This is a genomic window from Rhodococcus sp. X156, from assembly GCF_004006015.1.
Classification (GTDB): domain Bacteria; phylum Actinomycetota; class Actinomycetes; order Mycobacteriales; family Mycobacteriaceae; genus X156.
On sequence record NZ_CP034766.1, the window covers coordinates 2,339,356 to 2,365,788 of the forward strand.

A 26,433-nucleotide genomic window follows, 5' to 3' on the forward strand; every position below is an offset into this window, starting at 1 on the left:
GTGCGTCGTCTGCCGCCGGGGTCCGGCGCTGGTCGCGGGGCCCGCCCGTGCCGTTCGTGGCCGGCCTCAGACCGGGAGCAGGCGGGAGACGACGGCGGCGAGCTGCTCGGCGGTGCGGCACTCGTGCATCGGCACCACCGCGGCGTAGTCGATGGCTGCGGAGTCCCCACTGCCCCACTGCGACTGGGGCTCGGGGTTGAGCCAGTAGGCGTGCTTGGCCACCGAGTCCAGACGCCGCAGCACCGCCAGGTTGGGGTCGCGGTAGTTGGTGCGCCCGTCGCCCAGGATCAGCAGCGAGGAGCGCTGGGTGAGCGCGTCGCCGAACTGCTCGGCGAAGGTGCCCAGCGCGTGGCCGTAGTCGGAGTGCCCGTCGTAGGTGACCAGCTGCGCCTCGTGAGTCATCCGGGTCATCGCCTGCGCCAGGTCGGCCCCGCCGGCGAAGTACGGGGTGACCTCGTCGGTGGTGTCCACGAAGGCGAAGATGCGCACCCGGGAGAACTGCTCGCGCAGCGCGTTCACCAGCAGCAGGGTGAAGTGGCTGAACCCGGCCACCGAGCCGGAGACGTCGCACAGGATGACCAGCTCGGGACGGCCCGGCCGGGGCTTGCGCTGCTCGAGCTTGAGCGGCACTCCCCCGGTGGACATGGACTTGCGCATGGTGCGACGCATGTCGATGGTGCCGTGCCTGCTGCGGCGCCGGCGGGCGGCCAGGCGGCTGGCCAGGCGCCGCGCCAGCGGGGTGACGGTGCGGCGCAGCTCGGTCAGCTCGTCGCTGCGGGCGCGCAGGAAGTCTACCTGCTCGGCGATGCGGGGCACCGAGGACGCGGCCACCTTCTCCTTGCCCACCCGCTCGGCGGTGCGTCGGCGCACCTCCTCCTCCACCGCACGGCGAAACTCGGCGATGCGCTCGCGGGCGGTGCGCCTGGCGATCTCGCTGTCGAAGTCGCTGGCCTCGGCCACACCCTCGGGCCCGCCCAGCAGGCCCTCCAGGATCTGGGCCAGCAGCGTCTCCGGGCTGATGCCGCGCAGCGCCTGGTAGGCGGAGTAGGCGGGGCCGCTGCGGGTCTCGTAGCGCCCCATCTGCTCGGCCACCTCGCGGGCGAGCAGCCGCATCAGCTCGCGGCTCTCCGCGGAGCCGTCGGCGAGGAAGTCGGCCAGCAGGTCACGGATGGCGTCGGTGTCGATATCCCCCTGCTCGTCGCGGGGCAGCTCGGTGTCCACCGGCCGCTCGGCGCGGTCGCCGATGACCGCGGGAAACCACAGGTCGAACAGGCTGTCGTAGGTGCGCCGGTGGGTTGGCCGCCGCAGCAGCGCGGCGGCCAGGCCCTCCCGCAGCGCCTCCCGATCGAGCAGGTCGAGCACGCTCATGACCTGGCCGGCGTCCACCGTCTCCGACGGTCCGACCCCGATCCCCCTGGCGCGCAGTGCCTCGACGAAGCTGACGAGGTGCCCGGGCAGCCCGTGCGGGGCCGCGGGACGGTCCGCGGCGAGCCACGGGGGTCGGCTGGTCATGGTCTCGGCCCTCTCAGTTGAGCCGCAGCTCGCCGGCGGCACGCTGCTGGTCGCTCTGGTGCTTGAGCACCACGCCCAGGGTGGAGCGCACGGCCGCGTCGTCCAGGGTGTCGATGCCCAGTGCCAGCAGTGTGCGCCCCCAGTCGATGGTCTCGGCGACGGAAGGCAGCTTTTTCAGCTGCATGCCGCGCAGCACCCGCATGGTGCGCACCAGCTGCTCGGCCAGCGCCTCGGGCAGGTCGGGCACCCGGCTGGCCAGGATGCGCCGCTCCAGGTCGGCATCGGGGAAGTCCAGGTGCAGGAACAGGCAGCGCCGCTTGAGGGCCTCGGACAGCTCCCGGGTGGCGTTGGAGGTGAGCACCACGAACGGCTTGCGGGTGGCGGTGATGGTGCCCAGCTCGGGCACGGTGACGGCGAAGTCGCCGAGCACCTCCAGCAGCAGGCCCTCGATCTCCACGTCAGCCTTGTCGGTCTCGTCGATGAGCAGGACGGTGGGCCCGGTGCGCCGGATGGCGGTGAGCAGCGGACGGCTGAGCAGGAACTCCTCGGAGAAGACGTCGGTCTGCAGCGCCTCCCAGTCGCCGCCGTCGGCCTGGCCGGCCTGGATGCGCAGCAGCTGCTTGGCGTGGTTCCACTCGTAGAGCGCGCGGGCCTCGTCCACACCCTCGTAGCACTGCAGCCGGATCAGCTCGGAGCCCGTGGCCTGCGCGACGGCGCGGGACAGCTCAGTCTTGCCCACCCCGGCGGGGCCCTCGATCAGCAGCGGCTTGCCCAGGCGGTCAGCCAGGAACACCGTGGTGGCGGTGGCCTTGTCGGCCAGGTAGCCGGTGGTGGCCAGCTTCGCCATCACGTCGTCGACGGAGCTGAACAGGGGCGGGGTGGTGGGGAGTACGCGGTCCACGCGGGGCCTCTCGGTCGGGTGCTGGTGGTGGCGATCAGTGTCGTTGTCGGCGAGGCCGTTGCGCGAGAGTCACTCCCGGACGTGCCCGTCGCCCCAGGCGATCCACTTGGTCGACGTCAGCTCCGGCAGTCCCATCGGCCCACGGGCGTGCAGCTTCTGGGTGCTGATGCCGATCTCCGCGCCGAAGCCGAACTGCTCGCCGTCGGTGAACGAGGTGGAGGCGTTCACCATCACCGCGGCGGCGTCCACCCGGGCGGTGAACTCGCGGGCCGCGGCCAGGTCGGTGGTGACGATGGCCTCGGTGTGGCCAGTGCCGTAGCGGTCGATGTGGCGCACCGCGGCGTCCAGGTCGTCCACCACCGCCAGCGCGACGTCCATGCTGAGATACTCCTCGGCCCAGTCGGCCTCGGTCACCGGCACCATGCCGGCGCCCTCGCCGTGCACGGTCACCCCGGCCTCGCCCAGCGCGGCCAGCAGCTGGGGCACCGCGACGTCGGCGACGGCACGGTCGACCAGCACCGTCTCCGCGGCGTTGCACACGCTGGGACGACGGGTCTTGGCGTTGAGCACGATGCGCTGCGCCATGTCCAGGTCGGCCGCGGCGTGCACGTAGACGTGGCAGTTGCCCACCCCGGTCTCGATGGTGGGCACCAGGGCGTCGCGCACCACGGCGGCGATCAGCCCGGCCCCGCCCCGGGGGATCACCACGTCCACCAGCCCGCGGGCCTGGATGAGGTGCGTGACGCTGGCCCGGTCGGACGCCGGCAGCAGCTGCACCGCGTCGGCGGGCAGGCCCTGCGCGGCCAGCGCGTCCCGCAGCACCTGCACCAGGGCGGCGTTGCTGTGCGCAGCCGAGGACGAGCCGCGCAGCAGGACGGCGTTGCCGGACTTCAGGCACAGCCCGGCAGCGTCCACGGTGACGTTGGGCCGCGCCTCGTAGACGATGCCGACCACCCCCAGGGGGACCCGCTGCTGGCGCAGCTCCATCCCGTTGGGCAGCGTCGACCCGCGCAGCACCTCCCCCACCGGGTCGGGCAGCCCGGCCACCTGGCGCAGCCCGGCCGCCACGCCCGCCACCCGCTCGTCGGTCAGCCGCAGCCGGTCCAGCAGTCCCTCGCCCATGCCGGCCGCACGACCGGCTGTGAGGTCGGCCTCGTTGGCCGCCAGGATCTGCGGGGTGGCGGCCAGCACCGCATCGGCGGCGGCGTGCAGCGCAGCGTCCTTGTCGGCGCGGGTGAGCAGGGCCAGCGTGCGGCTGGCCACCCGCGCGCGGCGGGCGGCCTCGTGCACGGTCTCGCGGAGGTCCTCGCTGGTGTGCGACACGGCGTCGGTGGCCTCAGCGGCCTGAAGATCGGTAGCCACGGTCATGACCCCAGCCTATGGCAGAACACCGTCGCGATCCCGCTCTCGTGTGCACCCCCACGGGAACCGTCGGGCTCGGCGGGCACCATGGGGCCATGACCACCTCCACCGTCCCCGCCGGCACCACCGAGCTGCGCGCCCAGGCTGAGCAGCTGCTGCAGCGCCTCGCCGGCGAGGGGGCGGTGCTGCGGGAGGACCAGTGGGTGGCCATCGAGGCCCTGGTGGTGCAGCGCCGCCGCGCCCTGGTGGTGCAGCGCACCGGCTGGGGCAAGTCGGCCGTGTACTTCCTGGCTGCCTCCCTGCTGCGCAGCCGCGGCTCGGGCCCCACCGTCATCGTCTCCCCGCTGCTGGCCCTGATGCGCAACCAGGTCGCCGCCGCCGAGCGCGCCGGGGTGCGGGCGGCCACCATCAACTCCGGCAACGTCACCGAGTGGGACGAGGTGCGCGCCCAGGTCACCGCGGGTGAGCTGGACGTGCTGCTGGTGAGCCCGGAGCGGCTGAACAACCCCGACTTCCGCGAGCAGGTGCTGCCCTCGCTGGCTGCCAACGCGGGCCTGGTGGTGGTGGACGAGGCGCACTGCGTCTCCGACTGGGGCCACGACTTCCGCCCCGACTACCGCCGCATCCGCACCCTGCTGGCCGACCTGCCCGACGGCGTCCCGGTGCTGGCCACCACCGCCACCGCCAACGACCGGGTGGTGGCCGACGTGGCCAGCCAGCTCGGCGTGGGCGGCGGCGACACCCTGGTGCTGCGCGGCGGGCTGGACCGGGAGTCGCTGCACCTGTCGGTGGTGCACGTGGACGGCTCCCAGCGACGCGCCGCGTGGCTGGCCCAGCACCTGGACCAGCTGCCCGGCTCGGGCATCATCTACACCCTCACCGTCTCCCAGGCCGAGGAGCTGGCGGGCCACCTCACCGAGCAGGGCCACACCGTCGCCGCGTACACCGGGCGCACCGACGCCGCCGAGCGCGAGTCGCTGGAGGCCGACCTGCTCGGCAACCGGGTGAAGGCACTGGTGGCCACCTCGGCGCTGGGCATGGGCTTCGACAAGCCCGACCTCGGCTTCGTGGTGCACCTGGGGGCACCGGCCTCGCCCATCGCCTACTACCAGCAGGTGGGCCGCGCCGGCCGCGCCAGCGCCCGCGCCGAGGTGATCCTGCTGCCCGGCGCCGAGGACCGCGACATCTGGGCCTACTTCGCCTCGCTGGCCTTTCCCGCCGAGCCGGTGGTGCGCTCGGTGATCGAGGCCCTGTCCGCGGCGAGCAAGCCGCTGTCCACCGCCGCCCTGGAGCCGCTGGTGGAGCTCAACCGCAGCCGCCTGGAGATGGTGCTCAAGGTGCTCGACGTGGACGGCGCCGTGCAGCGGGTGCGCGGCGGCTGGATCGCCACCGGCGCCGACTGGTCCTACGACGCCGCCCGCTACGAGCACCTGGCTGCTGCGCGGGCCACCGAGCAGCAGGCGATGCTGGACTACCAGCGCACCACCACCTGCCGGATGGACTTCCTGCGCCGCCAGCTCGACGACCCGGAGCTGGGCAGCGAGCCGGTGGCCTGTGGGCGCTGCGACGTGTGCTGCGGACCCACCTGGTCACCGGAGGTGGACGCCAGCGCCGCCCAGGCCGCCCGCGCCCGGCTGGACCGCCCGGGCGTCGACCTCGCTCCGCGCAAGCTGTGGCCCACCGGCATGTCCCGTCTCGGCGTGGACCTCAGCGGGAAGATCACCCAGGGTCCACAGCCGGGCAAGGCGCTCGGCCGGCTCACCGACCTGGGCTGGGGCCAGCGGCTGCGGCCGCTGCTCGCCGGCCCCGACGCCGAGGTGAGCGAGGAGGTGGTGCAGGCCTGCGTGCAGGTGCTCGCCGCCTGGGACTGGGCGCAGCGCCCGGTGGCCGTGCTCAACCTGGACTCCGGCAGCCACCCGGTGCTGCTGCGCAGCCTGGCTGCGCGGCTGGCATCGGTGGGGCGGCTGCGCGACCTGGGGGTGCTGCGCTACCGGGAGGGGCACGTGCCGCCGTCAGCCGCCAACTCCGCGCACCGGGTGGCCGGGCTGTGGGACGCCTGGGACACCAGCAGCGTGCCCGGTCTGGCCGAGCTGGACGGCCCGGTGCTGGTGGTGGACGACCTGCTGGACACCGGCTGGACCATGGCCATGGCCGCGCGCACCCTGCTGGCTGCCGGCGCCCCCGCGGTCCTGCCGCTCACCCTGGGCAGCGTGGCCTGAGCCGAGCGGCTGGGTCAGGCCTGCACGTTGGTCAGCGCCATGCCCGCCACCGCCGCCAGCGCCCCGGGGGCCTGCTCGGGGGTGACGCTGCCGGGAGCCATGGACACCAGGATGGCGTAGGTGCCGGTGGCGGCCACCAGCACGGGGCCGTCGGGCAGGGCCAGGTAGCTGGCGTTCATCCGCCCGATGGTCAGCGGCACGGCCTCCACCCCGGGGGTGCGGCGCGCCTCCACCGTGACCGGGACCCGCACCGCGGCCGCGGCCACGTCGGTGTAGGCGGTGAGGCTCACCTCGAGGGCGTACGTGCCTGCGGGCGAGGGAATCCCGTAGCTGCAGGTGACCCGCCCGGTGAGCCCGATGTCCGGGTTGGGCACGCCCACCAGCGTCTTGACCACCGCCGACAACGGCATGCCCAGAGCGGCGTCCAGCTGGTCGCCGTTCATGAGGTCCTTGCAGCTGGTGGGCAGGCCCTCCTTGGTCAGCTGGGCGGTGGCCGGCGGCGGCGTGGCCGAGGTGGTGGCCGGGAACGTGGGCACCACCGGCGCCGCGACGGGGGAGACCAGCGAGCACCCGCCCGCCAGCACCGCGATCGCCGCCACACCGATTGCCAACCCTGCCCGCATGGTGCCGATGTTAGACGCGGACACGCCCGTCCACCCCTCGCCACGCGGCCCGTGCACATACCGTGACCTGCGGGGGTCTCAGGTCACAAAGTGGTGACACCAGGTGAGTCGATGTGGCTCTAAGTGATCAGCGCCAGGCGCTCTGCGGCACCGGATCTGGTGAGCTCAGGCCCGCACGAGGTCGTCCGCGTGCACCACCGGCCGACGCAGCTCGGGGGGCAGCTGAGCCGCTGGGACACCCACCATCGCGGCCAGCTCGGCGGCGTCGAAGGCGACCACGCCACGGGCCACCGGAGTGCCGTCGGGTCCGATCAGCCGGACCACGTCGCTGGCGTGGAAGTCGCCCTTGACGGCCGTGATCCCCGGCAGCAGCAGCGAGCGGCGCCCGTCGATGACGGCGCTGACCGCACCGGCGTCGAGGCAGATGCTGCCCGAGGTCTCCGCGGCGTAGCGCACCCAGAACCGGCGGGCGGAGAGCCGTCGAGCGCGAGCGGCGAATGCGGTGCCCACCTGAGCGTCGCCGAGGGCCTCCGGGGCCTGTGCGGCCGAGGCCAGCAGCACCGGGACCCCGGCGTCGGCGGCCAACCGGGCAGCGGTGAGCTTGGAGGCCATCCCGCCCGTGCCCAGGGTGCCCCCGGAGCCGGCCACCACGCCGTCCAGCTCCGCGCCGTCGGCGCTCACCTCGCGGATGAGCGTGGCCCCGCCCTGGCGCGGGTCTCCGTCGTAGAGCCCGGCGACGTCCGACAGCAGCACCATGGCGTCGGCGCTGACCAGGTGCGAGACCAGCGCGGCGAGGCGGTCGTTGTCGCCGAAGCGGATCTCCGCGGTGGCCACGGTGTCGTTCTCGTTGACGATGGGCACCACGCCCAGCACCCGCAGCCGGTCCAGGGTGCGCTGGGCGTTGCGGTGCTGGGAGCGCCGGGCGACGTCCTCGGCGGTGAGGAGCACCTGCCCCACCGTGCGTCCGTAGCGGGCGAACGAGGTGCGCCAGGCCTGCACCAGCTCGAGCTGGCCCACCGCGGCCGCGGCCTGCTGGGTGGCCAGGTCGCGCGGACGCGCCCGCAGACCCAGCGGGGCGATGCCTGCGGCGATGGCGCCGGAGGAGACCACCAGCACGTCCGAACCGGCAGCCATCCGGGCCTCGAGGGCGTCCACCAGCCGGTCGAGGCGCTCCAGGTCGAGGCCCCCGCTGAGGCTGGTCAGGCCCGAGGACCCGATCTTGACCACGACACGACGGGCGGCCGCAACAGCATCCCGGGTCTGCACGGCTAGCTCATGCCCTCCACGTCGAGCCCACGACGCACACGGTGGGCAACCTTGCGCTCGGCCGCACCGATCCGCTCGTCGGCGTCGATGCGGATGTCGGTGCCGCGACCGGTGCGGGTCATGGCGATGCCCGCAGGCGTGGACGGCTCCCAGTCGAAGGTGACGTCGCCGATGGTCACCGACGATCCCGGCACCGCCCCCATCTTGGCCAGCTTGTCCTCCACGCCCAGCCGGGCCAGGCGGTCGCCCAGGTAGCCCACGGCCTCGTCGTTGTCGAACTGCGTCTGGCGGATCCACCGCTCGGGGCGGGTGCCGCGGACGATGAAGCCGTTCTCGTCCTCGGGGTCGTGCTCCACGGTGAACCCCTTGTCGTCCACTGCCGTCGGGCGCAGGACGGTGCGGGTGGGCGCCGCCGGCGGGTGCGCCGTGCGGTAGGCCTCCACGGCCTTGCCCAGCGCGAAGACCAGCGGGCGCAGTCCCTCGTGGGTGGCCGCGGAGATCGCGAACACCGGCCACTGCCGAGCCTTGAACTCCTCGCTGACCATCTCGGCCAGCTCGGCTGCCTCGGGCACGTCGACCTTGTTCAGCACCACGATGCGGGGCCGGTCGGCCAGGTCGCCCAGGCTGACGTCGGTGGTCAGCGCGGAGCGGTAGGCGGCCAGCTCGGCCTCGAGGGCGTCCACGTCGGAGATGGGGTCGCGCCCCGGGTCCAGGGTGGCGCAGTCCACCACGTGCACCAGCACGGCGCAGCGCTCCAGGTGGCGCAGGAACTCCAGGCCCAGCCCGCGGCCCTGGCTGGCACCGGGGATGAGGCCGGGCACGTCGGCCACGGTGAAGGTGGTGTCGCCGGTGGTCACCACGCCCAGGTTGGGCACCAGGGTGGTGAAGGGGTAGTCGGCGATCTTCGGCTTGGCCGCCGAGAGCACCGAGACCAGCGAGGACTTGCCGGCCGAGGGGAACCCGACCAGGCCGACGTCGGCCACCGACTTGAGCTCGAGCACCAGGTCGCGGGTGATGCCGGGCTCGCCCAGCAGCGCGAAGCCGGGAGCGCGGCGGGCCTTGGAGGCCAGCGCGGCGTTGCCCAGTCCCCCACGACCGCCCTGCGCGGCGACGAAGCGACTGCCCACGCCGACCAGGTCGGCGAGCAGGTTGCCGTCGGGATCGAGGACCACGGTGCCGTCGGGCACGGGCAGGATCAGGTCCTCACCGCGCGCCCCGTCCCGGTGGCTGCCCATGCCCTGCTTGCCGCGCTCGGACTTGACGTGCGGGTGGTGGTGAAAGTCCAGCAGCGTGTGCACGTTGGGGTCGACGACGAGCACGACGTCGCCACCGCGTCCACCGTTGCCACCGTCGGGACCACCGAGGGGCTTGAACTTCTCCCGGTGCACGGAGGAGCAGCCGTTGCCACCGTCTCCGGCAGAAACATGCAGGACCACACGATCGACGAATCGGGACATCGGGCCCTCCTAACCTGTGCGAGTGCGGATCCGGAGCCCGTGCCGAAGGCGGCGGGTCGGACCCTGATGAGACGACGGCGGGGACGGGCGGGGTTGCTCCCCCTGCCCGTCCCCGCCGTCGTCAGGACGTGTGTTGCGTGGTGAAGCTCAGACCGCTGCCGTCTCGAGTGCCTCGACGGGCACGATGTTGACGGTCTTGCGGCCACGCTTGCGGCCGAAGAGCACCGAGCCGGCGGCAAGCGCGAACAGGGTGTCGTCACCGCCGCGGCCGACGTTGTCGCCCGGGTGGAAGTGCGTGCCACGCTGGCGGACGATGATCTCGCCGGACTTGACGACCTGGCCGCCGAAGCGCTTCACGCCCAGGTACTGAGCGTTCGAGTCGCGACCGTTGCGGGAGCTGGAAGCACCCTTCTTGTGAGCCATGGAGCGTCCCTCCTGGGGGAAGTCTGGGCAGGGGCTGCGAGCACCTGCTCCGGGTGACCTACTTGCTGATGTTGGTGACCTTGACCACGGTCAGCTTCTGGCGGTGGCCCTGGCGCTTGTGGTACCCGGTCTTGTTCTTGAACTTGTGGATCCGGATCTTGGGGCCCTTGGTGTGCTCCACCACCTCACCGGTGACGGAGGCCTTGGCCAGCGCGCCGGCGTCGGTCGTGACGTCGGAGCCATCGACGAGCAGCAGCGCGGGCAGCGCGATCTCCACGCCCGGGGCTCCGTCGAGCTTCTCGACCTCAACAAGGTCACCAACGGCGACCTTGTACTGCTTGCCACCGGTCTTGACGATCGCGTACATCGGAGGGCTTCTCCTGTTGCTCGTTCGAACTCTGGCCGCGCCCGCCTCGAGGGTCGGAACGCGCATCTGGGTCAGTGTCGGTCTTCCTCCGACATCGCGTGCGCCTAGGCGCAGGCGCGCGACAACGACGCCACCAAAAGGTGACCGGCCAAGGTTACGGGGCGTGCACCGGCGGGGTCAAACCGCCTGCCCGCAACCTCGGCCCAGCGCACTACTGCTCTTCCACCGGCGGTCCCGCAGGGCGGGCCGCCGCACGACGGCGCCTCGGCCGGGTGGCCGCGGCAGGGGCTGCCACGGCGGTGGCGGCGGCTGCTGAGCCACCCGCTTCCCCGGGCTCGGCCTCGGACGGGGCCGGTGCGCTCGCCGCAGGGGCGGGCTCGGCCGGCGCCGCAGCGGGCACCACGATCGGTTCCACCGGTGTGCTGAGCGCCTCGGGGGCCGCGGTGGGCCGGGAGGCCCGTCGCGCCCTGCTGCGCCGCGGTGGGCTCGCCACGGGAGCCGGCTCCACGCCGTTGCGGTCGGCCTGCTCCACCTGCTCCACCGCCTGGGTGGCCTCAGCCACCTCAGCGGCCACGGGCTCGGCGGTGGTGGTGCTCGGTTCCACCGCGGGCGCCGGAGCGGCCTCGGAGGCGACCACCACCGGCTCCAGGTCCACCGCGGCCGGGGCTGCGGTGGGCCGGGAGGCACGGCGCGAGCGGCTGCGGCGCGCCGGCGCCTTCACCTCGGCCTGCTCCGCCTGCGGGTGCTCGATCACGGCAGGCTCGGCCTGGCTCGACTCGGCCTGGGCCGGCTCGGCCGCGGTCTGCTGGGCCTGGGACGACCCAGCCTGCTCGGTGCTCTCCACCTGCTCGGTGCTTTCCGGCTGGGGTGCGACCGCGGCAGCTGCCGCGCTCTGCTCCACCGCAACGGGCTCGGCCGCCGCCACCTCGGCCGGCTCCGGCTGCGGCGCGGTCGACTGTGCGGTGGCGGTCTGCGCCTTGGCCGACGACGCCGGGATCAGCGCGGCGGGCCAGGGCTCCTTGACGGTGGGCACCACGGCGGGCTTGGGCGCCGGCGGCTGCTGCTTGGGCTGGCTGGGCTGGTTGTCGCCACCCTTGCCCCGACGCGAGCGCCGTCCGCTGTCGCCGTGCACGTGCTCCGACTCGTGCGCCACCACCGGCTCGTCCTGCACGATCACGCCACGGCCGTGGCAGTGCTCGCAGGGGGTGGAGAACTCCTCGATGAGACCGGCACCCATGCGCTTGCGCGTCATCTGCACCAGGCCGAGCGAGGTGACCTCGGAGACCTGGTGGCGGGTGCGGTCGCGGCCGAGGCACTCGGTGAGGCGGCGCAGCACCAGGTCGCGGTTGCTCTCCAGCACCATGTCGATGAAGTCGACGACGATCATCCCGCCGATGTCGCGCAGGCGCATCTGCCGCACGATCTCCTCGGCAGCCTCGAGGTTGTTGCGCGTCACCGTCTCCTCGAGGTTGCCCCCGGCGCCGGTGAACTTGCCCGTGTTGACGTCGACCACGGTCATCGCCTCGGTGCGGTCGATCACCAGGGTGCCGCCGGAGGGCAGCCACACCTTGCGGTCCATCGCCTTGGCCAGCTGCTCGTCGATGCGGTACGCGGTGAACACGTCCACGTCCCCGCTGTAGCGCTCGACGCGCTCGGCCAGGTCGGGTGCAACCTCGTTGACGTAGCCCTCGACCACGTCCCAGACGGAGTCACCGGCCACGACCAGCTTGCTGAAGTCCTCGTTGAACTGGTCGCGGACCACCTTGAGCAGCAGGTCGGGCTCCTCGTAGAGCGCGACCGGGTTGGTGGACTTGGCCTCCATCGCCGCGGTGGCCTTGGTGTTGATGGCGTCCCACTGCGCCCGCAGCCGCTCGACGTCGGTGGTGAGCTCCTCCTCGCTGACCCCCTCGGCCGCGGTGCGGATGATCACCCCAGCCTCGGCGGGCACGATGCGCTTGAGGATCTCCTTGAGGCGCTTGCGCTCGGTGTCGGGCAGCTTGCGGCTGATGCCGGTGGAGCCACCGCCGGGCACGTACACCAGGAAGCGGCCGGGCAGGCTGATCTGCGTGGTGAGCCGGGCACCCTTGTGGCCCACCGGGTCCTTGCTGACCTGCACCACCACGTTGTCGCCGGAGTGCAGCGCCTGCTCGATCTTGCGGGACTTGCCGCCGAGGCCGGCGGCGTCCCAGTCGACCTCGCCGGCGTAGAGCACGCCGTTGCGACCGCGGCCCACGTCGATGAAGGCGGCCTCCATGCTGGGCAGCACGTTCTGCACGCGGCCCAGGTAGATGTTGCCCACCATCGCCGAAGAGCTGGCGCTGGTGACGAAGTGCTCCACCAGGATGTCGTCCTCGAGCACGGCGACCTGCGTCTGCTTGCCGCGCTCGCGCACCACCATCTTGCGGTTCACGGCCTCGCGGCGGGCGAGGAACTCCGACTCGGTGAGGATCGCGGGGCGGCGGCGGCCGGCGTCCCGGCCGTCCCGACGGCGCTGCCGCTTGGCCTCCAGCCGGGTGGAGCCGGTGATGCCCTGCACCTGGTCGCTGCTGGCCTCGCGACCCTGCCGGCTCTTGCCGCGGCTGCGGGGCTCGCGCTCGTGCACCACGGTGTTGGGCGGGTCGTCCTCGCGGTTGTCGCCGGAGTCCTCACCGCTGGCGTCGCCGCCCTGGCCACCGCTCTTGCGGCGACGACGGCGACGGCGACGGCTGCCGGTGCCGTCCTCGCTGCCGGAGTCGTTGTCGGCGTCGGTGCCCTGGTCGTCAGCGCCCTGGTCGTCGCTGCTCGTGTCCGCGTCGTCGGCACCCGTCTCGATCTTGTCGGCGTCGCCGGTCGACTGCTCGTCCGAGCTGGTCTCGCTGGCGGGATCCACGTCGGTCTTGTCCGCTGCCGCTCGCCCGCCGCGGGAGCGTCCGCCACGGGAGCGGCCACCACGAGAGCGACCACCACCGGAGCTCTCGGACTCCTCCTCGGCGACCTCCGGCTCCACGGCCTGGGGCTCGGGCGCACTGGTCTCGGCCTGAGCCTCGGCGGTGTCGTCGCCGTCGTGGCCCGAGTCGTCGCCGTCGTTGTCGTCGTAGCTGTCCTCGCCCTGCGGGCCACGGCCCCGGCCCCGGCCACGACGACCGCGGCGGCGGCGCTTGGGGGCGTCGTCGTCCTCGTCTCCGCCGGTGACGGCCGGGGCGTCGGTGGTGGCCTCGGTGACCGCGGCGGCCGCTGCCTCCTCGACCTCCTCCGGCACGTCCTGCGGCACCGCGGGGGCGGCGGGACGGCTCGCCCGGCGACGCGGCGGTGCCTTGACCACCTCGGGCTGGATGAACAGCGGGGCGGCGACCGGCCGAACCGGGGCGCGGGTCTCGGCGACCGCCGGCTCGGGCTGCGCGGGCTCGGCCTGCGCGGGGGCTGCCGGTGCCGGCTCGGCGACCGGTGCCGCCGCGACGTCGGCGCCGGGGTTGAGCTCGGCGCGCACCTGCTCGGCGACGTCGCGGTTGATGCTCGACTGGGCCGAGCGCACCGGGGCGCCGAGCTTGTCGAGCGCGGCGGCGACGGCCTTGCTGGTCACCCCCAGCAGCTTGGCCAGGGCGTGCACGCGCATCCGCGCAGGCAGCTCGTCAGTGTTCTGGGGCGGCACGTTCTCGGCCACGTTGTTCTCCTCGGCCCCCGGGCGCGTCCACCGTTGAGGTGTCACGCGGCCACGCGGGGGCTACTCGTCCGTATCCGACCACCTGCGGGGGTCGGCAGTGCAGGTCGTGCCAGTTCTGGCGCTGTAAAAGGTGGTGCCGTTGTCACTTAACACTTGGTTCGGTGACGTGCGACTCGTGCTGCCCCGCGTGCTGCGACCCTGTGGGATCGTCCTGCACCCGGTCAGGCGCGAAAGGATCGCCGAGCGTCCTGTCGTCATCGTCGAGCGGACCCTGCGCCAACCGGGTTGCCTTGACAGGCACGGTCGGCACCAGATCAGCGACGACGAGCAGCGCGCTCATGACGTCATCGGGTCGCACCGCAGGACTTGTCTGCCGCACGACTGCCCTTATTGTCCCACACTGACGGCCAGGCGCCATGTCCCCTGCAGGTGTGGACGGCGTTTCGTCCTCCGGCACCGCCATGCTGACCACTGCCCCACGGGCGTCGAGCTGGCGGCGACCGTCCTTGGTGAGCCGTTCCACCATCGCGGTCTCCTGGGCGAGGAACTTCTCCACCGCCGCGCGCAGCGCCGCCGGCGCCACCCCCTCGACCGCGATCTCCCACAGGCTGGCGTGGATGCGCTCGGGCAGCGAGCCGGTCACCGCCGTCACCGCGTCGATCACGTCCAGGCCCGGCGGCAGCGCCTTGTCCACCTCGTGGGCGAGGACCTGCGGGTCCACCACCCGCACCAGCGACATCTCCACGTACTCGGCCTCGCTGGCCACCCCGGTCGGCGCGGCGCCCACCCAGGAGATCTTGGGGTGGGGGTTGAAGCCCTGCGAGTACGCCATCGGCACCCCGGCCCGGCGGATGGCGCGCTCGAAGGCACGGGCCACGTCGCGGTGGGAGGTGAAGCGCAGCCGGCCGCGCTTGGTGTAGCGCAGCCGCACCTTCTGGACGGGCGGGGCGGAGGGGTTGGGTTCGTGCTGCTTGGCCACGGGCGATCAGCCGGCCAGTGCGGGGTTGGTGATGGGGCTGCCGACGCTGACGGGGGCGATCGGGATGAGCGTCTTGCCGGTGGGGCCCACCTCGATGTCGGTGCCCATGGACGGGCACACGCCGCAGTCGAAGCACGGCGTCCAGCGGCAGTCGTCCTGCTCCTCGGAGTTGAGCGCGTCCTCCCAGTCAGCCCAGAGCCACTCCTTGTCCAGCCCCGAGTCCAGGTGGTCCCAGGGCAGCACCTCGGTGCGCTCGCGCTCGCGGGTGGTGAACCAGTCCAGGCTCACCCCCAGCGGGGTGAGCTCCTCGGCGGCAGCGTCCACCCAGCGGTCGTAGGAGAAGTGCTCGCTCCAGCCGTCGAAGCGGCCACCGTTGCGCCACACCCGCTCGATGACCCGGCCCACCCGGCGGTCGCCGCGGGAGAGCAGTCCCTCGATCAGGCTGGGCTTGCCGTCGTGGTAGCGCATGCCGATGGCGCGGCTCATCTTGCGGTCGGCACCGACCTCGGCGCGCAGCTTGCGCAGCCGGTCGTCCACCACGTCGGGGTGGCACTGCGCCGCCCACTGGAACGGGGTGTGCGGCTTGGGCACGAACCCCCCGATGGAGATGGTGCAGCGGATGTCCTTGTGCCCGGCCGCCTCGCGCCCGGTCTTGATGACCTCGCGGGCCATCCGGCCGATCTGCAGCACGTCCTCGTCGGTCTCGGTGGGCAGCCCGCACATGAAGTACAGCTTCACCTGCCGCCAGCCGTTGGCGTAGGCGGTGGAGACGGTGCGGATGAGGTCTTCCTCGCTGACCATCTTGTTGATGACCTTGCGGATGCGCTCGCTGCCGCCCTCGGGGGCGAAGGTCAGCCCGGAGCGGCGGCCGTTGCGGGAGATCTCGTTGGCCAGGTCCACGTTGAAGGCGTCGACCCGGGTGGAGGGCAGGCTCAGGCCGGTGCCGGTGCCCTCGTAGCGGTCGGCGAGGCCCTTGGTGACGTCAGCGATCTCGGAGTGGTCGGCGCTGGACAGGCTGAGCAGGCCCACCTCGTTGTAGCCAGTGGCGGCCAGGGACTGCTGCACGATGGCACCGATGCCCTCGATGGAGCGCTCGCGCACCGGGCGGGTGATCATCCCGGCCTGGCAGAAGCGGCAGCCGCGGGTGCAGCCACGGAAGATCTCCACGCTGGCCCGCTCGTGCACGGTCTCCGCCAGCGGCACCAGCGGCTTCTTCGGGTAGGGCCAGGCGTCGAGGTCCATGGTGGTGCGCTTGAACACCCGGTAGGGCACCCGGGGGTCGGTGGGCACCACGCGCTGGATGCGGCCGTCGGGCAGGTAGTCCACGGCGTAGAAGCGCGGCACGTACACGCCGCCGGTCTCGGCCAGGCGCAGCAGCAGCTCCTCGCGCCCGCCCGGGGAGCCCTCCTCCTTGTGCGCGCGGATGATCTCGGTGATCTCCAGCACGGCCTCCTCCCCGTCGCCCAGCACCGCGGCGTCGATGAAGTCCGCGATGGGCTCGGGGTTGAACGAGGCGTGCCCGCCGGCGAGCACGATGGGGTGGCGCTCGTCGCGGTCGGCGGCGTGCAGCGGGATGCCGGACAGGTCCAGCGCGGCGAGCAGGTTGGTGTAGCCGAGCTCGGTGGAGAAGCTGACGCCGAGCACGTCGAAGTCGATGACGGGGCGGTGGCCGTCCACGGTGAACTGGGGCACGCCGGCCTCGCGCATGAGGGCCTCGAGGTCGGGCCACACCGCGTAGGTGCGCTCGGCGAGAACGTCATCCATCTCGTTGAGCAGCTCGTAGAGGATCATGACGCCCTGGTTGGGCAGGCCAACCTCGTAGGCGTCGGGATACATCAAGGCCCAGCGGACGGCGGTGTCGTTCCACTCCTTGAGGCTGGCGTTGAGCTCACCGCCGACGTACTGCACAGGCTTGGACACGCGAGGAAGCAGCGGTTCCAGCTCGGCGAAAACGGACGCACCAGGCGTACGGGTGGTAGTACTCATGGTCCCCAGGGTAGATGGGGCGTCTGCAAGTACCACCCACTGCGGGCAGCAGGGTCTGCAACTACCACCAAGCCAGAGACGCGGGTCTCCCCCGGCCGAGCCGCAGCCCTGTGCTCAGGTGCCGGCGCGGGCCAGCGCCCGACGGACGGTGTCGACGAAGCGCTCGGTGTCGTGCACCACGTCCACCAGGTGAAGCGCAGCACGCGCCAGCCGGCCGCCTCCAGGGCGTTCTGCCGGAACCGGTCGCGCAGGATCGCCTCGGGCGCGGAGTGCACCGAGCGCCCGTCGAGCTCCAGGCCCAGCCGCAGCTGCGGGTAGCCGCCGTCCAGCCGGCCGATCAGCCGCCCGTCGGCGTCGTGCACCTCCAGCTGCGCCACCGGCAGGGGCACCTGCGCGTCGGCCAGGGCGAGGCGGCTGGCGGTCTCCAGGATCGACTCGGCCAGCCCGTCCGCCTGCCCGATCCGCTCGGCGGCCCTCGCCTCCCCCGGCCCGCCGCGGCGCACCTCCACGGTGGCCCGCAGCTGCGCACGGGTGAGCAGCCCGCGGCGCAGCGCATCGTCCACGCACCACACCGCCTCCCGCCGAGGCAGGGTCGCGCACAGGTCGAACACCGTGCGCGCGACGCTGGTCAGCTGCACCCCACCGACCAGCTCCACGTCGCCCAGCGCCAGGGCGCGACTGTGGAAGTGCAGGTCGCGGCGGCGGATGCGGCGCTGCTCCCGGCGGACGGTGACGTGCTCGGCCGCCGGGCGGTCCGGCACCGCGAGGTCGTGCACCCGCGCCGCGGTCTGGTGGCTGGCGACGGCGTCGAGCACCCCGCTGGAGAGCACCGCGGCACGGGCCCGGCCCAGCGCGGTGGGCGGGTGCGCGCGGGCGCAGTAGACCCCGCGCTGCACCCGGTACATCCGCCCGGTGCGCAGCGCCACCACGAGGTGGTCGGGATCCACGCCCTCGGTGAGCACCTGCTCGCGCAGGATCAACCCGTCGGGCGCCGTGTACGGCTTCCACCACTGCTCCATGCGGCGGAGGCTCGCACCCCGGCGCGCCGTGCTCGGGGGGTCGTCCGGCGGCTGTGGAGGACGCACCGCGGTGTGCACAACGCTGGGTAGCGGTTGCAGACCGGTTACGGCGCGGATGGTGGTACTTGCAGACGCCCCTAGAGCTCGGGGAACCAGAGCGCGATCTCCCGCGCGGCGCTCTCCGGGGAGTCTGACCCGTGCACGATGTTCGACTGCGTCTCCAGCGCCAGGTCGCCGCGGATCGACCCGGGCGCGGCCTTCTCCACCGGGTCGGTGCCACCGGCCAGCTGGCGGAACGCCGGGATCGCCCGGGGGCCCTCCACCACCGCGGCTACCACGGGCCCGGAGGTGATGAACTCCAGCAGCGACTCGTAGAAGCCCTTGCCCTCGTGCTCGGCGTAGTGCGCCGCGGCCAGGTCACGGGCCACCGGCACCATCTTCAGCGCCGCCAGGGTCAGCCCCTTGCGCTCGATGCGGGCCAGCACCTCGCCGGTGAGCCCGCGGGCGACGCCGTCGGGCTTGATCAGGACCAGGGTGCGCTCGCTCACGGGGTGCTCTCCTCAGCTGGGCCCGTGCAGCCACGCCGGACGCGGGTGGACGGGGGTGGTAACGGTCGCGCTCAGGGTAATCGACGCCCTGCCGACGACCGGCACGCTCAGCCCTGCTGGCTGGGTAGCCGGCCCGTGGCGATGCGTTGCTGCACGTCGCGACGCAGGTACAGGATGTAGGCCCACACCGCGGCGAACACCAGCCCCATGATCCCCAGCGAGGGGTGCACCGCCCAGCCCGCGATCATCGCCACCTGCAGCGCCACGTCCACCGGCACCGCCCACGGTCGCCGCTGCATCCCGCTGGCCACGATCATCACCACCGCCAGCGCCACCACGTACCCGCCGGACAGCCACGACACCCCGCCGCCGAGCTTGGCCACCACCGGCAGCACCAGCAGCACCACGATGGCCTCCAGGACCAGCGTCCCGGCCATCACTCCGCGCAGGCCCTTCCACGGGTCGGTGGCGGGGGCCCGGACCGGCTCGGGGGCGCTCACGCCGGCTCCTTGCCGAGCAGCGTGCGCGCCTCACCCGCGGTGACGACCGATCCGGTGACCACCACGCCCGCGCCGGACACCGACTCCCCCGGCTCGGCCACGTCCTCGGCCATGGCGATCGCCTGCTCCAGCGCGCCGGCCATGTCGTCGGCCACCACCACCCGCTCGTCGCCGAAGCGGGCCACGGCGAACTCGGCCAGCTGCTCCACGTCCATCGCCCGCGGCGAGCTGTTCTGCGTCACCACGATCTCGTCGAGCACCGGCTCCAGCGCGGCCAGCAGCCCGGCCACGTCCTTGTCCTCCAGCACCGACACCACCCCGACGAGCTTGCGGAAGTCGAACTCCTCCGTGAGCGCCGCGGCCAGCGCCTGGGCCCCGTGCGGGTTGTGCGCGGCGTCGATGAACACCGTGGGCGCGCTGCGCACCCGCTCCAGCCGGCCGGGCACGGTGACGGTCGCGAACGCCTCGCGCACCGCCTCCACGTCCAGCTGGCGCTGCGGGCCAGCGCCGAAGAACGCCTCCACCGCGGCCAGCGCCAGCACCGCGTTGCGGGCCTGGTGGGCTCCGTGCAGCGGCAGGAAGATCTCGTCGTACACCCCGCCCAGGCCCTGCAGCTGCAGCTGCTGCCCGCCGACGGCCACCTGCCGGCCGAGCACGGCGAACTCCGAGCCCTCCCTGGCGACGGCGACGTCGACCTGCACGCAGCGGCGCAGGATCACCTCCTGCACCTCCGGCTGCTGCTCGGCCATGATCACGGTGCAGCCGGGCTTGATGATCCCGGCCTTGTTCTCGGCGATCTCGCTGAGGTCGGTGCCCAGGTATTCGCTGTGGTCCATGGCGATCGGGGTGATCACCGCGACCTGCGTGTTGAGCACGTTGGTGGAGTCCCAGGTGCCGCCCAGGCCCACCTCGACCACGGCGACGTCCACCGGGGCGTCGGCGAAGGCGGAGAACCCCATCGCGGTGAGCACCTCGAACTTGCTCATCGCCGGCCCGCCGGCGGCGGTGGAGCGCTCGTCCACCATGGCCACGAAGGGCTCGACGTCGGCGAAGGTGCTCACGTAGCGCTCCGGGCTGACCGGCTCGTTGTCCACGCTGATCCGCTCGGTGGCCAGCTGCAGGTGCGGGCTGGTGTAGCGCCCCGTGCGCAGCTGCAGCCGGGTGAACAGCGCGTCCACCATGCGGGTGACCGAGGACTTGCCGTTGGTCCCGGCGACGTGCACGGCCGGATAGCTCAGCTGCGGGGAGCCGAGGATGTCCAGCAGCGCGTTGATGCGGGTCAGCGACGGCTCGATCTTGGTCTCCGGCCAGCGCTCGTTGAGCCGCGCCTCCACCGCGGCCAGCGCGGCGAGCTCGTCGCGACCGGGACGCGCCCCCTCCGAGGTGCTCACTGTGCCGCCAGCGCGCTGAGGCGGGCGTTGATGCGCTCCACCTCGGCCTGGGCGGTGGCCTGGCGAGCCTTGATCTTCTCGACCACCTGCGGCGGGGCCTTGCTGGTGAAGGACTCGTTCGCCAGCTTGGCCGTGGTGCCGGCGAGCTCCTTCTCGTTCACCGCCAGGTCCTTCTCCAGCCGGCGACGCTCGGCGGCGACGTCCACGGTGCCGGAGGTGTCCAGCTCCACCACCACGGTCGCCGCGTGCAGGCGCACCTCGATGGATGCGGTGGCGGCGAAGTCAGCCTCGGGCTCGGTGAGCCGGGCCAGGGAGGTGACCTGCCCGGACAGCCCGGTGAGGTCGGCGGTGTCCAGGCCGGAGATGCGGGCGGCAACCCGGCGCGACGGCGCCACGCCCTGGTCGGCCCGGAAGCGGCGCACCTCGGTGATCAGCTTCTGCGCGTCGGCGACCCGCTGGGCGGCAGCATCGTCGGGCACCACACCGGTGGCGGTGGGCCACGCCGCGACGACCAGGGACTCCCCGCCGGTGAGCACGGTCCACAGCGTCTCGGTGACGAAGGGCATCACCGGGTGCAGCAGGCGCAGCAGCACGTCCAGGACGTGGCCGAGCACCGCCCGGGTTCCGGCCGCGGTGGCCTCGTCAGCCAGCTGGGCCTTGGCCAGCTCCAGGTACCAGTCGCACACCTCGTCCCAGGCGAAGTGGAACAGGGTCTCGCAGGCGCGGCCGAACTCGAAGCGGTCGAAGTAGCCGTCCACCTCGGTGACCACCGCGTCCAGGCGGTCCAGGATCCAGCGGTCGGGGTCGGTCAGCGCCTCCCGCGCCGGCAGCGCACCCACGGTGGCCTGGTTCATCAGCGCCAGCTTGGTGGCGTTGAACAGCTTGGTGGCGAAGCGGCGGGAGGCCTCGGCGTGCTCGTCACCCACGGACAGGTCGGCGCCGGGGTTGGCGCCGCGGGTGAGGGTGAAGCGCAGCGCGTCGGCGCCGTAGCGGTCCACCCAGTCCAGCGGGTCGATGCCGTTGCCGCGGCTCTTGGACATCTTCTTGCCCTCGGCATCGCGCAGCAGCCCGTGCAGGAATACGTCGTGGAAGGGCACCGAGTCGGCGGCGGCGCGCCCGTCGCCCTCGGCGGCGTAGAGGCCGAACATCATCATCCGGGCGACCCAGAAGAAGAGGATGTCGTAGCCGGTGACCAGCACGCTGGTGGGGTAAAACTTCGCCAGCTCGTCGGTCTGCTCCGGCCAGCCCATGGTGGAGAACGGCCACAGGCCCGAGGAGAACCAGGTGTCCAGCACGTCCGGGTCCTGGGTCCAGCCCTCGCCGGTGGGCGCGTCCTCGTCGGGACCGACGCAGACCACCTCGCCGTTGGGGCCGTAGAAGATCGGGATGCGGTGGCCCCACCACAGCTGGCGGGAGATGCACCAGTCGTGCATGTGGTCCACCCAGGCGAACCAGCGCGGCTCCAGGCTCTCCGGGTGGATGGTGGTGCGCCCGTCGCGCACGGCGTCGCCGGCGGACTTGGCCAGCTTGTCCACCGCCACGAACCACTGCAGGCTCAGCCGCGGCTCGATGGGCTCCCCGGTGCGCTCGCTGTGCCCGACGCTGTGCACGTAGGGGCGCTTCTCGGCCACCACCCTGCCCTGCTCGGCCAGCGCCTCGCGCACGGCCACGCGCGCCTCGAAGCGGTCCATCCCGTCGAACTGGGTTCCGGTGCCGGTGATGCGCCCGGACTCGTCCATGATCGAGGGCATCGGCAGGTCGTGCCGCTTGCCCATCTCGAAGTCGTTGGGGTCGTGCGCCGGGGTGATCTTGACCGCGCCGGTGCCGAACTCCGGGTCCACGTAGGAGTCGGCGATCACCGGGATCCGTCGCCCGGTGAAGGGGTGCTCCAGGGTGGTGCCGATCAGCGCGGCGTAGCGCTCGTCGTCGGGGTGCACGGCCACCGCGGTGTCACCGAGCATGGTCTCCACCCGGGTGGTGGCCACGACGACGTGCGGCTCGTCGTCGCGCAGCGAGCCGTAGCGCAGCGAGACCAGCTCGCCCTCCACGTCGGAGTAGCTGACCTCGATGTCGCTGATGGCGCTCTGCAGCTTGGGCGACCAGTTGACCAGCCGCTCCGCGCGGTAGATCAGGCCGTCGTCGAAGAGCCGCTTGAAGATGGTCTGCACGGCGCGGGACAGGCCCTCGTCCATGGTGAACCGCTCGCGGGACCAGTCCACGCCGTCACCCAGGCGGCGCATCTGGGCGCCGATGCTGCCGCCGGAGGTGTGCTTCCACTCCCAGACCTTCTCCAGGAAGGCCTCCCGGCCCAGCTCGTGTCGGCTGGTGCCCTGCGCGGTGAGCTGCTTCTCCACCACGGTCTGGGTGGCGATGCCGGCGTGGTCCATGCCCGGCAGCCACAGCACCTCGTAGCCCTGCATCCGCTTGCGGCGGGTGAGGGCGTCCATCACCGCGTGCTCCATGGCGTGGCCCATGTGCAGGCTGCCGGTGACGTTGGGCGGGGGCAGGACGATGGAGAACGGCGGCTTGTCGCTGGTCGCGTCGGCGGTGAAGTACCCGGCGTCCACCCAGCGCTGGTACAGCGCGTCCTCTACCTCGGCCGGCTCCCACTTGTCGGGGAGCTGGGCAGGTGCAGGGGTGTTCTCGGGCGGGGTCACCCGGCAAGTCTAGGAAACGTCAGCAGCGCCGATCACCGGGCCGGTGCCGCTGCCGCGCGGCGGCCAGCTCGGCCGGGGTGTTCACGTTCAGCAGCGAGTCCAGCTCCGGGTCGGCGGCGGCCAGCGCGGGGTCGGCCAGCAGCTCGGCACGGGTGATGCGGCGCACCCGGCAGCGCGCACCCAGCGCCCGCACCCGCCGCTCCCCCGCCGCCAGCAGCTCCGCGGCCGGCCCGGCCAGCGCGGTGGCGTAGGCCGCCGCCAGCGGGTGCTCGTGGTCGGCGTCCACCGGCATCACCACGTCCGGGCGCGGCTCCACCTCCGGGCCGCGCGCGGCGAGCACCGCGGTCACCAGTGCGGGGTGCAGCAGCGGCATGTCGGTGGCGCAGACGAAGGCGGTCTCCGCGCCCAGCTCCCCCGCCCGGGCCAGGCCGGTGGCCAGGCCCTGCAGCGGGCCCTGGTCGGCCACCGCGTCGTGCACCACCTCCGCGCCGGTCACCGTGAGCAGCTGCCCGGGGGCGGCGACCACCAGCACCCGGTCACCGTGGTGGCCGAGCACGTCCACGGTGCGCTGCAGCAAGGTGGCGCCGTCCCACTCCAGGGCAGCCTTGGGCGAGCCCATCCGGCGAGACCTCCCCCCGGCCAGCACCACTCCGCACACACCCACCAGCGCAGGCTAAGCCTCGTGTGTCGCGGGGGACTCACGTGGCGCACTATGGGGCCATGGCGCACGAGATCGAGATCGACAGCACCGGTGGGCACAAGCGGTACCGCGGCAAGGTCAGGCGGCCCGACATCGACGAGAGCAGCCTCAAGGTCACCAAGCCGGAGAAGTCGGCCGCGGGCGTGCCCGCCGTCCTTGTCGCCGCCCAGCGCGGACTCAAGCTGATGGGCGCGGACCGCACCGCCCGCACCTGGCTGCGAATCAACCAGCGCAACGGCTTCGACTGTCCCAGCTGTGCGTGGCCGGAGCCTGCCGACGGCCGCAAGACCTTCGAGTTCTGCGAGAACGGCGCCAAGGCGGTGGCCGACGACGCCACCACCCGCACCGTCACGCCGGAGTTCTTCGCCCAGCACTCCATCGACGAGCTGAACAGCAAGAGCAGCTACTGGCTCAACCTGCAGGGCCGGCTGACCCACCCGATGGTGGTGCGTCCGGGCGGAACGCACTACGAGCCGATCAGCTGGGACGACGCCATCGCCCTGGTTGCCGACGAGCTCAACGGGTTGGCCAGCCCGGACGAGGCGCTCTTCTACACCTCCGGCCGGGCCAGCAACGAGTCCGCCTTCGTCTTCCAGCTGCTGGCCCGCAGCTTCGGCACCAACAACCTGCCGGACTGCTCCAACATGTGCCACGAGTCCTCGGGCCACGCGCTCACCGAGTCCATCGGCATCGGCAAGGGCACCGTCACCATCCTGGACGTCCAGGAGGCCGATCTCATCATCATCGCCGGCCAGAACCCCGGCACCAACCACCCGCGCATGCTCAGCTTCCTGGAGGAGGCCAAGCACAACGGCGCCAAGATCGTGGCCATCAACCCGCTGCTGGAGGCGGGGCTGCGCCGCTTCCACGACCCGCAGTCGGTCAGCGGGGTGCTGGGCAACGGCACCAAGCTGGCGGACGAGTACCTGCAGATCAAGCTCGGCGGCGACATGGTCCTCTTCCGCGCCCTGGCCAAGATGCTGCTGCAGGCCGAGGAGGACAACCCCGGCAGCGTCGTCGACCGCACCTTCATCGACACCAAGTCAGCCGGCTTCGAGGAGTGGGCTCAGGCCGCCCGCGACCTCGACCTGGGCATCGTCGAGGAGGCCACCGGCCTCAAGCTGGCCGACATCGAGAAGGTCGCCGCCCTGATGGCGAGCTCCCAGCGCACGGTGCTGTGCTGGGCCATGGGGCTGACCCAGCACCGGGCCGGCGTGGCCACCATCCAGGAGGGCACCAACCTCATGCTCATGCGGGGCATGATCGGCAAGCCCGGTGCCGGCCTGTGCCCCGTCCGCGGCCACTCCAACGTGCAGGGCGACCGCACGATGGGCATCTGGGAGCAGATGCCCGAGGGGTTCCTGGCGGCGCTGGACACCGAGTTCGGCATCACCTGCCCCCGCCCGCACGGGGTGGACACCGTCGGCGCGATGCACGCGATGAAGGAGGGCAAGGCCAAGGTGTTCATCAGCCTGGGCGGCAACTTCGCCTCGGCCACCTCCGACACCGACTACACCGAGGAGGGCCTGCGCCAGTGCTCCCTGACGGTGCAGATCTCCACCAAGCTCAACCGCAGCCACCTGGCCCACGGGCGCACCGCCCTGATCCTGCCCTGCCTGAGCCGCACCGACCGCGACATCCAGAACGGGCGCAAGCAGAAGGTGTCGGTGGAGGACTCCATGTCCATGGTGCACCTGTCCCGCGGGAACCTGAAGCCGGTGAGCGAGGACCTGCTCAGCGAGATCGTCATCATGGGGCGCCTGGCCCTGGCCACCCTGGGCACCGACCACCCGGTGCCGTGGCGGGCGTTCATGAAGAACTACGACACCATCCGCGACTCCATCGCCCGGGTGGTGGGCGGCTGCGAGGACTACAACCAGCGGGTGCGCCAGCCCGACGGCTTCATGCTGCCCAACCCGCCGCGGGACGGTCAGGACTTCACCGACACCGACAACGGCAAGGCCAACTTCGTCACCAACGAGCTGGAGTGGGTCAAGGTCCCGCCGGGCCGCCTCGTCCTGCAGTCGCTGCGCAGCCACGACCAGTTCAACAGCACCATCTACGGGCTGGACGACCGCTACCGGGGCATCGACAACGCCCGCAAGGTGGTGATGGTCAACCCCCAGGACATCACCGAGCTCGGCCTCACCGACGGTGCGGTGGTGAACATCATCTCCGAGTACACCGGCAAGGACGGGGTGCTGCAGGAGCGCCGCGCGGAGGGCTACCGGGTGGTCTCCTACGACACCCCGAAGGGCAACGCCGCGGGCTACTACCCGGAGACCAACGTGCTCTACCCGGTCCACGACGTGGCGAGGAAGTCCAACACGCCGGTCTCCAAGGCTGTGGTGGTGCGACTCGAGCCGGTCGGCTGATCCGTCCGGGCGCCGGTCGACCGCGGGGGTGTCTAGGCTCGGTGGATGGCCACCCTCTTCACCCGCATCCTCAACGGGGAGCTGCCCGGTCGCTTCGTCTGGCGTGACGACGTGTGCGGGGTCTTCCTGACCATCAACCCGCTCGCTCCGGGTCATGTGCTGGTGGTGCCGCGGGTGGAGGTCGACCACTGGATCGACCTGCCCGCCGAGGTCGCCGCCCATCTCTGGGACGTCAGCCAGAAGGTCGGGCAGGCCCAGCAGCAGGCGTTCTCCCCGTCCAAGGTCGCCGTCCTGGTGGTGGGTGAGGAGGTACCGCACACCCACATCCACCTGGTGCCCTACCACCAGCTGTCCCAGGTCAACTTCGCCAACGCCGACCCTGCCCCCAGCCCGGAGAGCCTGGACGCCGCCGCCGACAAGCTGCGGGCGGCGCTGCGCGAGGCCGGGCACCCCGAGGCTGGGCCTACCGAAGCTGGGCCTACCGAAGCAACGAGCTGAGCGGAGTCTT

20 protein-coding genes are annotated in these 26,433 nt (G+C 72.5%); 3 read left to right on the forward strand and 17 right to left on the reverse strand.

All coding sequences use genetic code 11. From position 1 onward, the window contains the following. Positions 1-66 precede the first annotated feature (66 nt). From ELX43_RS11070 to ELX43_RS11080, 3 genes are all read right to left on the reverse strand, one after another. Positions 67-1,512, reverse strand: coding sequence for a VWA domain-containing protein (locus ELX43_RS11070; RefSeq protein WP_127783480.1), 1,446 nt, complete (start codon positions 1,510-1,512; stop codon positions 67-69). 13 nt (positions 1,513-1,525) lie between these two features. Beyond that, positions 1,526-2,413, reverse strand: a complete 888-nt coding sequence (locus ELX43_RS11075; protein WP_127783481.1) for a MoxR family ATPase — start codon at positions 2,411-2,413, stop codon at positions 1,526-1,528. Positions 2,414-2,482: 69 nt separating this feature from the next. After that, positions 2,483-3,781 (reverse strand): glutamate-5-semialdehyde dehydrogenase, encoded by a 1,299-nt coding sequence (locus ELX43_RS11080; protein ID WP_127783482.1) that lies wholly within the window; start codon positions 3,779-3,781, stop codon positions 2,483-2,485. An 89-nt stretch (positions 3,782-3,870) separates the two neighbouring features. Between ELX43_RS11080 and ELX43_RS11085 the strand changes: the two genes are divergently transcribed. After that, positions 3,871-5,994, forward strand: coding sequence for a RecQ family ATP-dependent DNA helicase (locus ELX43_RS11085; RefSeq protein WP_127783483.1), 2,124 nt, complete (start codon positions 3,871-3,873; stop codon positions 5,992-5,994). Between the two features lie 14 nt (positions 5,995-6,008). Here ELX43_RS11085 and ELX43_RS11090 read toward each other — a convergent pair whose 3' ends face one another. The 14 genes from ELX43_RS11090 to ELX43_RS11155 all read right to left on the reverse strand — a co-directional run bounded on the left by ELX43_RS11090 (position 6,009) and on the right by ELX43_RS11155 (position 23,514). Then, a complete protein-coding gene (locus tag ELX43_RS11090) occupies positions 6,009-6,617 on the reverse strand; it encodes a hypothetical protein (RefSeq protein ID WP_127783484.1) in 609 nt (202 codons plus the stop codon). A 165-nt stretch (positions 6,618-6,782) separates the two neighbouring features. Beyond that, positions 6,783-7,883 carry a glutamate 5-kinase gene (gene proB, locus ELX43_RS11095; protein ID WP_127783485.1) on the reverse strand — a complete coding sequence of 367 codons (1,101 nt, stop codon included), beginning with the start codon at positions 7,881-7,883 and terminating at the stop codon, positions 6,783-6,785. A 2-nt stretch (positions 7,884-7,885) separates the two neighbouring features. Then, positions 7,886-9,340, reverse strand: coding sequence for a GTPase ObgE (gene obgE / locus ELX43_RS11100; protein ID WP_127783486.1), 1,455 nt, complete (start codon positions 9,338-9,340; stop codon positions 7,886-7,888). A 147-nt stretch (positions 9,341-9,487) separates the two neighbouring features. Continuing rightward, positions 9,488-9,763, reverse strand: a complete 276-nt coding sequence (gene rpmA / locus ELX43_RS11105) for a 50S ribosomal protein L27 (protein ID WP_127783487.1) — start codon at positions 9,761-9,763, stop codon at positions 9,488-9,490. A 58-nt stretch (positions 9,764-9,821) separates the two neighbouring features. Beyond that, positions 9,822-10,130, reverse strand: coding sequence for a 50S ribosomal protein L21 (gene rplU, locus ELX43_RS11110; protein ID WP_127783488.1), 309 nt, complete (start codon positions 10,128-10,130; stop codon positions 9,822-9,824). A 211-nt stretch (positions 10,131-10,341) separates the two neighbouring features. Then, entirely contained in the window at positions 10,342-13,722 is a 3,381-nt protein-coding gene (locus ELX43_RS11115; protein WP_127784839.1) for a translation initiation factor IF-2 N-terminal domain-containing protein, read from the reverse strand. A gap of 190 nt (positions 13,723-13,912) precedes the next feature. Continuing rightward, positions 13,913-14,749 (reverse strand): TIGR03936 family radical SAM-associated protein, encoded by an 837-nt coding sequence (locus ELX43_RS11120; RefSeq protein WP_206518002.1) that lies wholly within the window; start codon positions 14,747-14,749, stop codon positions 13,913-13,915. Between the two features lie 6 nt (positions 14,750-14,755). Beyond that, on the reverse strand, positions 14,756-16,669 hold the full coding sequence (locus tag ELX43_RS11125; protein ID WP_241248908.1) for a TIGR03960 family B12-binding radical SAM protein: 1,914 nt from the start codon (positions 16,667-16,669) through the stop codon (positions 14,756-14,758). 62 nt (positions 16,670-16,731) lie between these two features. Continuing rightward, the gene (locus tag ELX43_RS11130; RefSeq protein ID WP_127783490.1) at positions 16,732-17,754 is read right to left on the reverse strand and encodes a hypothetical protein; all 1,023 of its coding nucleotides are present in this window, start codon (positions 17,752-17,754) and stop codon (positions 16,732-16,734) included. A gap of 137 nt (positions 17,755-17,891) precedes the next feature. Further along, on the reverse strand, positions 17,892-18,302 hold the full coding sequence (gene ndk, locus ELX43_RS11135) for a nucleoside-diphosphate kinase (protein ID WP_127783491.1): 411 nt from the start codon (positions 18,300-18,302) through the stop codon (positions 17,892-17,894). A 107-nt stretch (positions 18,303-18,409) separates the two neighbouring features. Further along, on the reverse strand, positions 18,410-18,739 hold the full coding sequence (locus ELX43_RS11140; RefSeq protein WP_127784841.1) for a DUF4233 domain-containing protein: 330 nt from the start codon (positions 18,737-18,739) through the stop codon (positions 18,410-18,412). Between the two features lie 59 nt (positions 18,740-18,798). Beyond that, positions 18,799-20,193: a folylpolyglutamate synthase/dihydrofolate synthase family protein gene (locus tag ELX43_RS11145; protein ID WP_127783492.1), complete on the reverse strand. Its 1,395-nt coding sequence runs from the start codon at positions 20,191-20,193 to the stop codon at positions 18,799-18,801. Then, positions 20,190-22,850 (reverse strand): valine--tRNA ligase, encoded by a 2,661-nt coding sequence (locus ELX43_RS11150; RefSeq protein ID WP_127783493.1) that lies wholly within the window; start codon positions 22,848-22,850, stop codon positions 20,190-20,192. Before ELX43_RS11150 ends, ELX43_RS11145 begins: the two co-directional genes overlap by 4 nt. 19 nt (positions 22,851-22,869) lie before the next feature. Then, positions 22,870-23,514 carry a molybdenum cofactor guanylyltransferase gene (locus ELX43_RS11155; protein WP_241248909.1) on the reverse strand — a complete coding sequence of 215 codons (645 nt, stop codon included), beginning with the start codon at positions 23,512-23,514 and terminating at the stop codon, positions 22,870-22,872. Between the two features lie 56 nt (positions 23,515-23,570). On the opposite strand from ELX43_RS11155, the gene ELX43_RS11160 reads away from it, so the two are divergent. Together ELX43_RS11160 and ELX43_RS11165 are read left to right on the forward strand one after the other, a co-directional pair. Further along, positions 23,571-25,925 (forward strand): FdhF/YdeP family oxidoreductase, encoded by a 2,355-nt coding sequence (locus ELX43_RS11160; RefSeq protein ID WP_127783494.1) that lies wholly within the window; start codon positions 23,571-23,573, stop codon positions 25,923-25,925. Between the two features lie 45 nt (positions 25,926-25,970). Beyond that, entirely contained in the window at positions 25,971-26,423 is a 453-nt protein-coding gene (locus ELX43_RS11165) for an HIT family protein (protein WP_127783495.1), read from the forward strand. Positions 26,424-26,433: the final 10 nt, after the last annotated feature.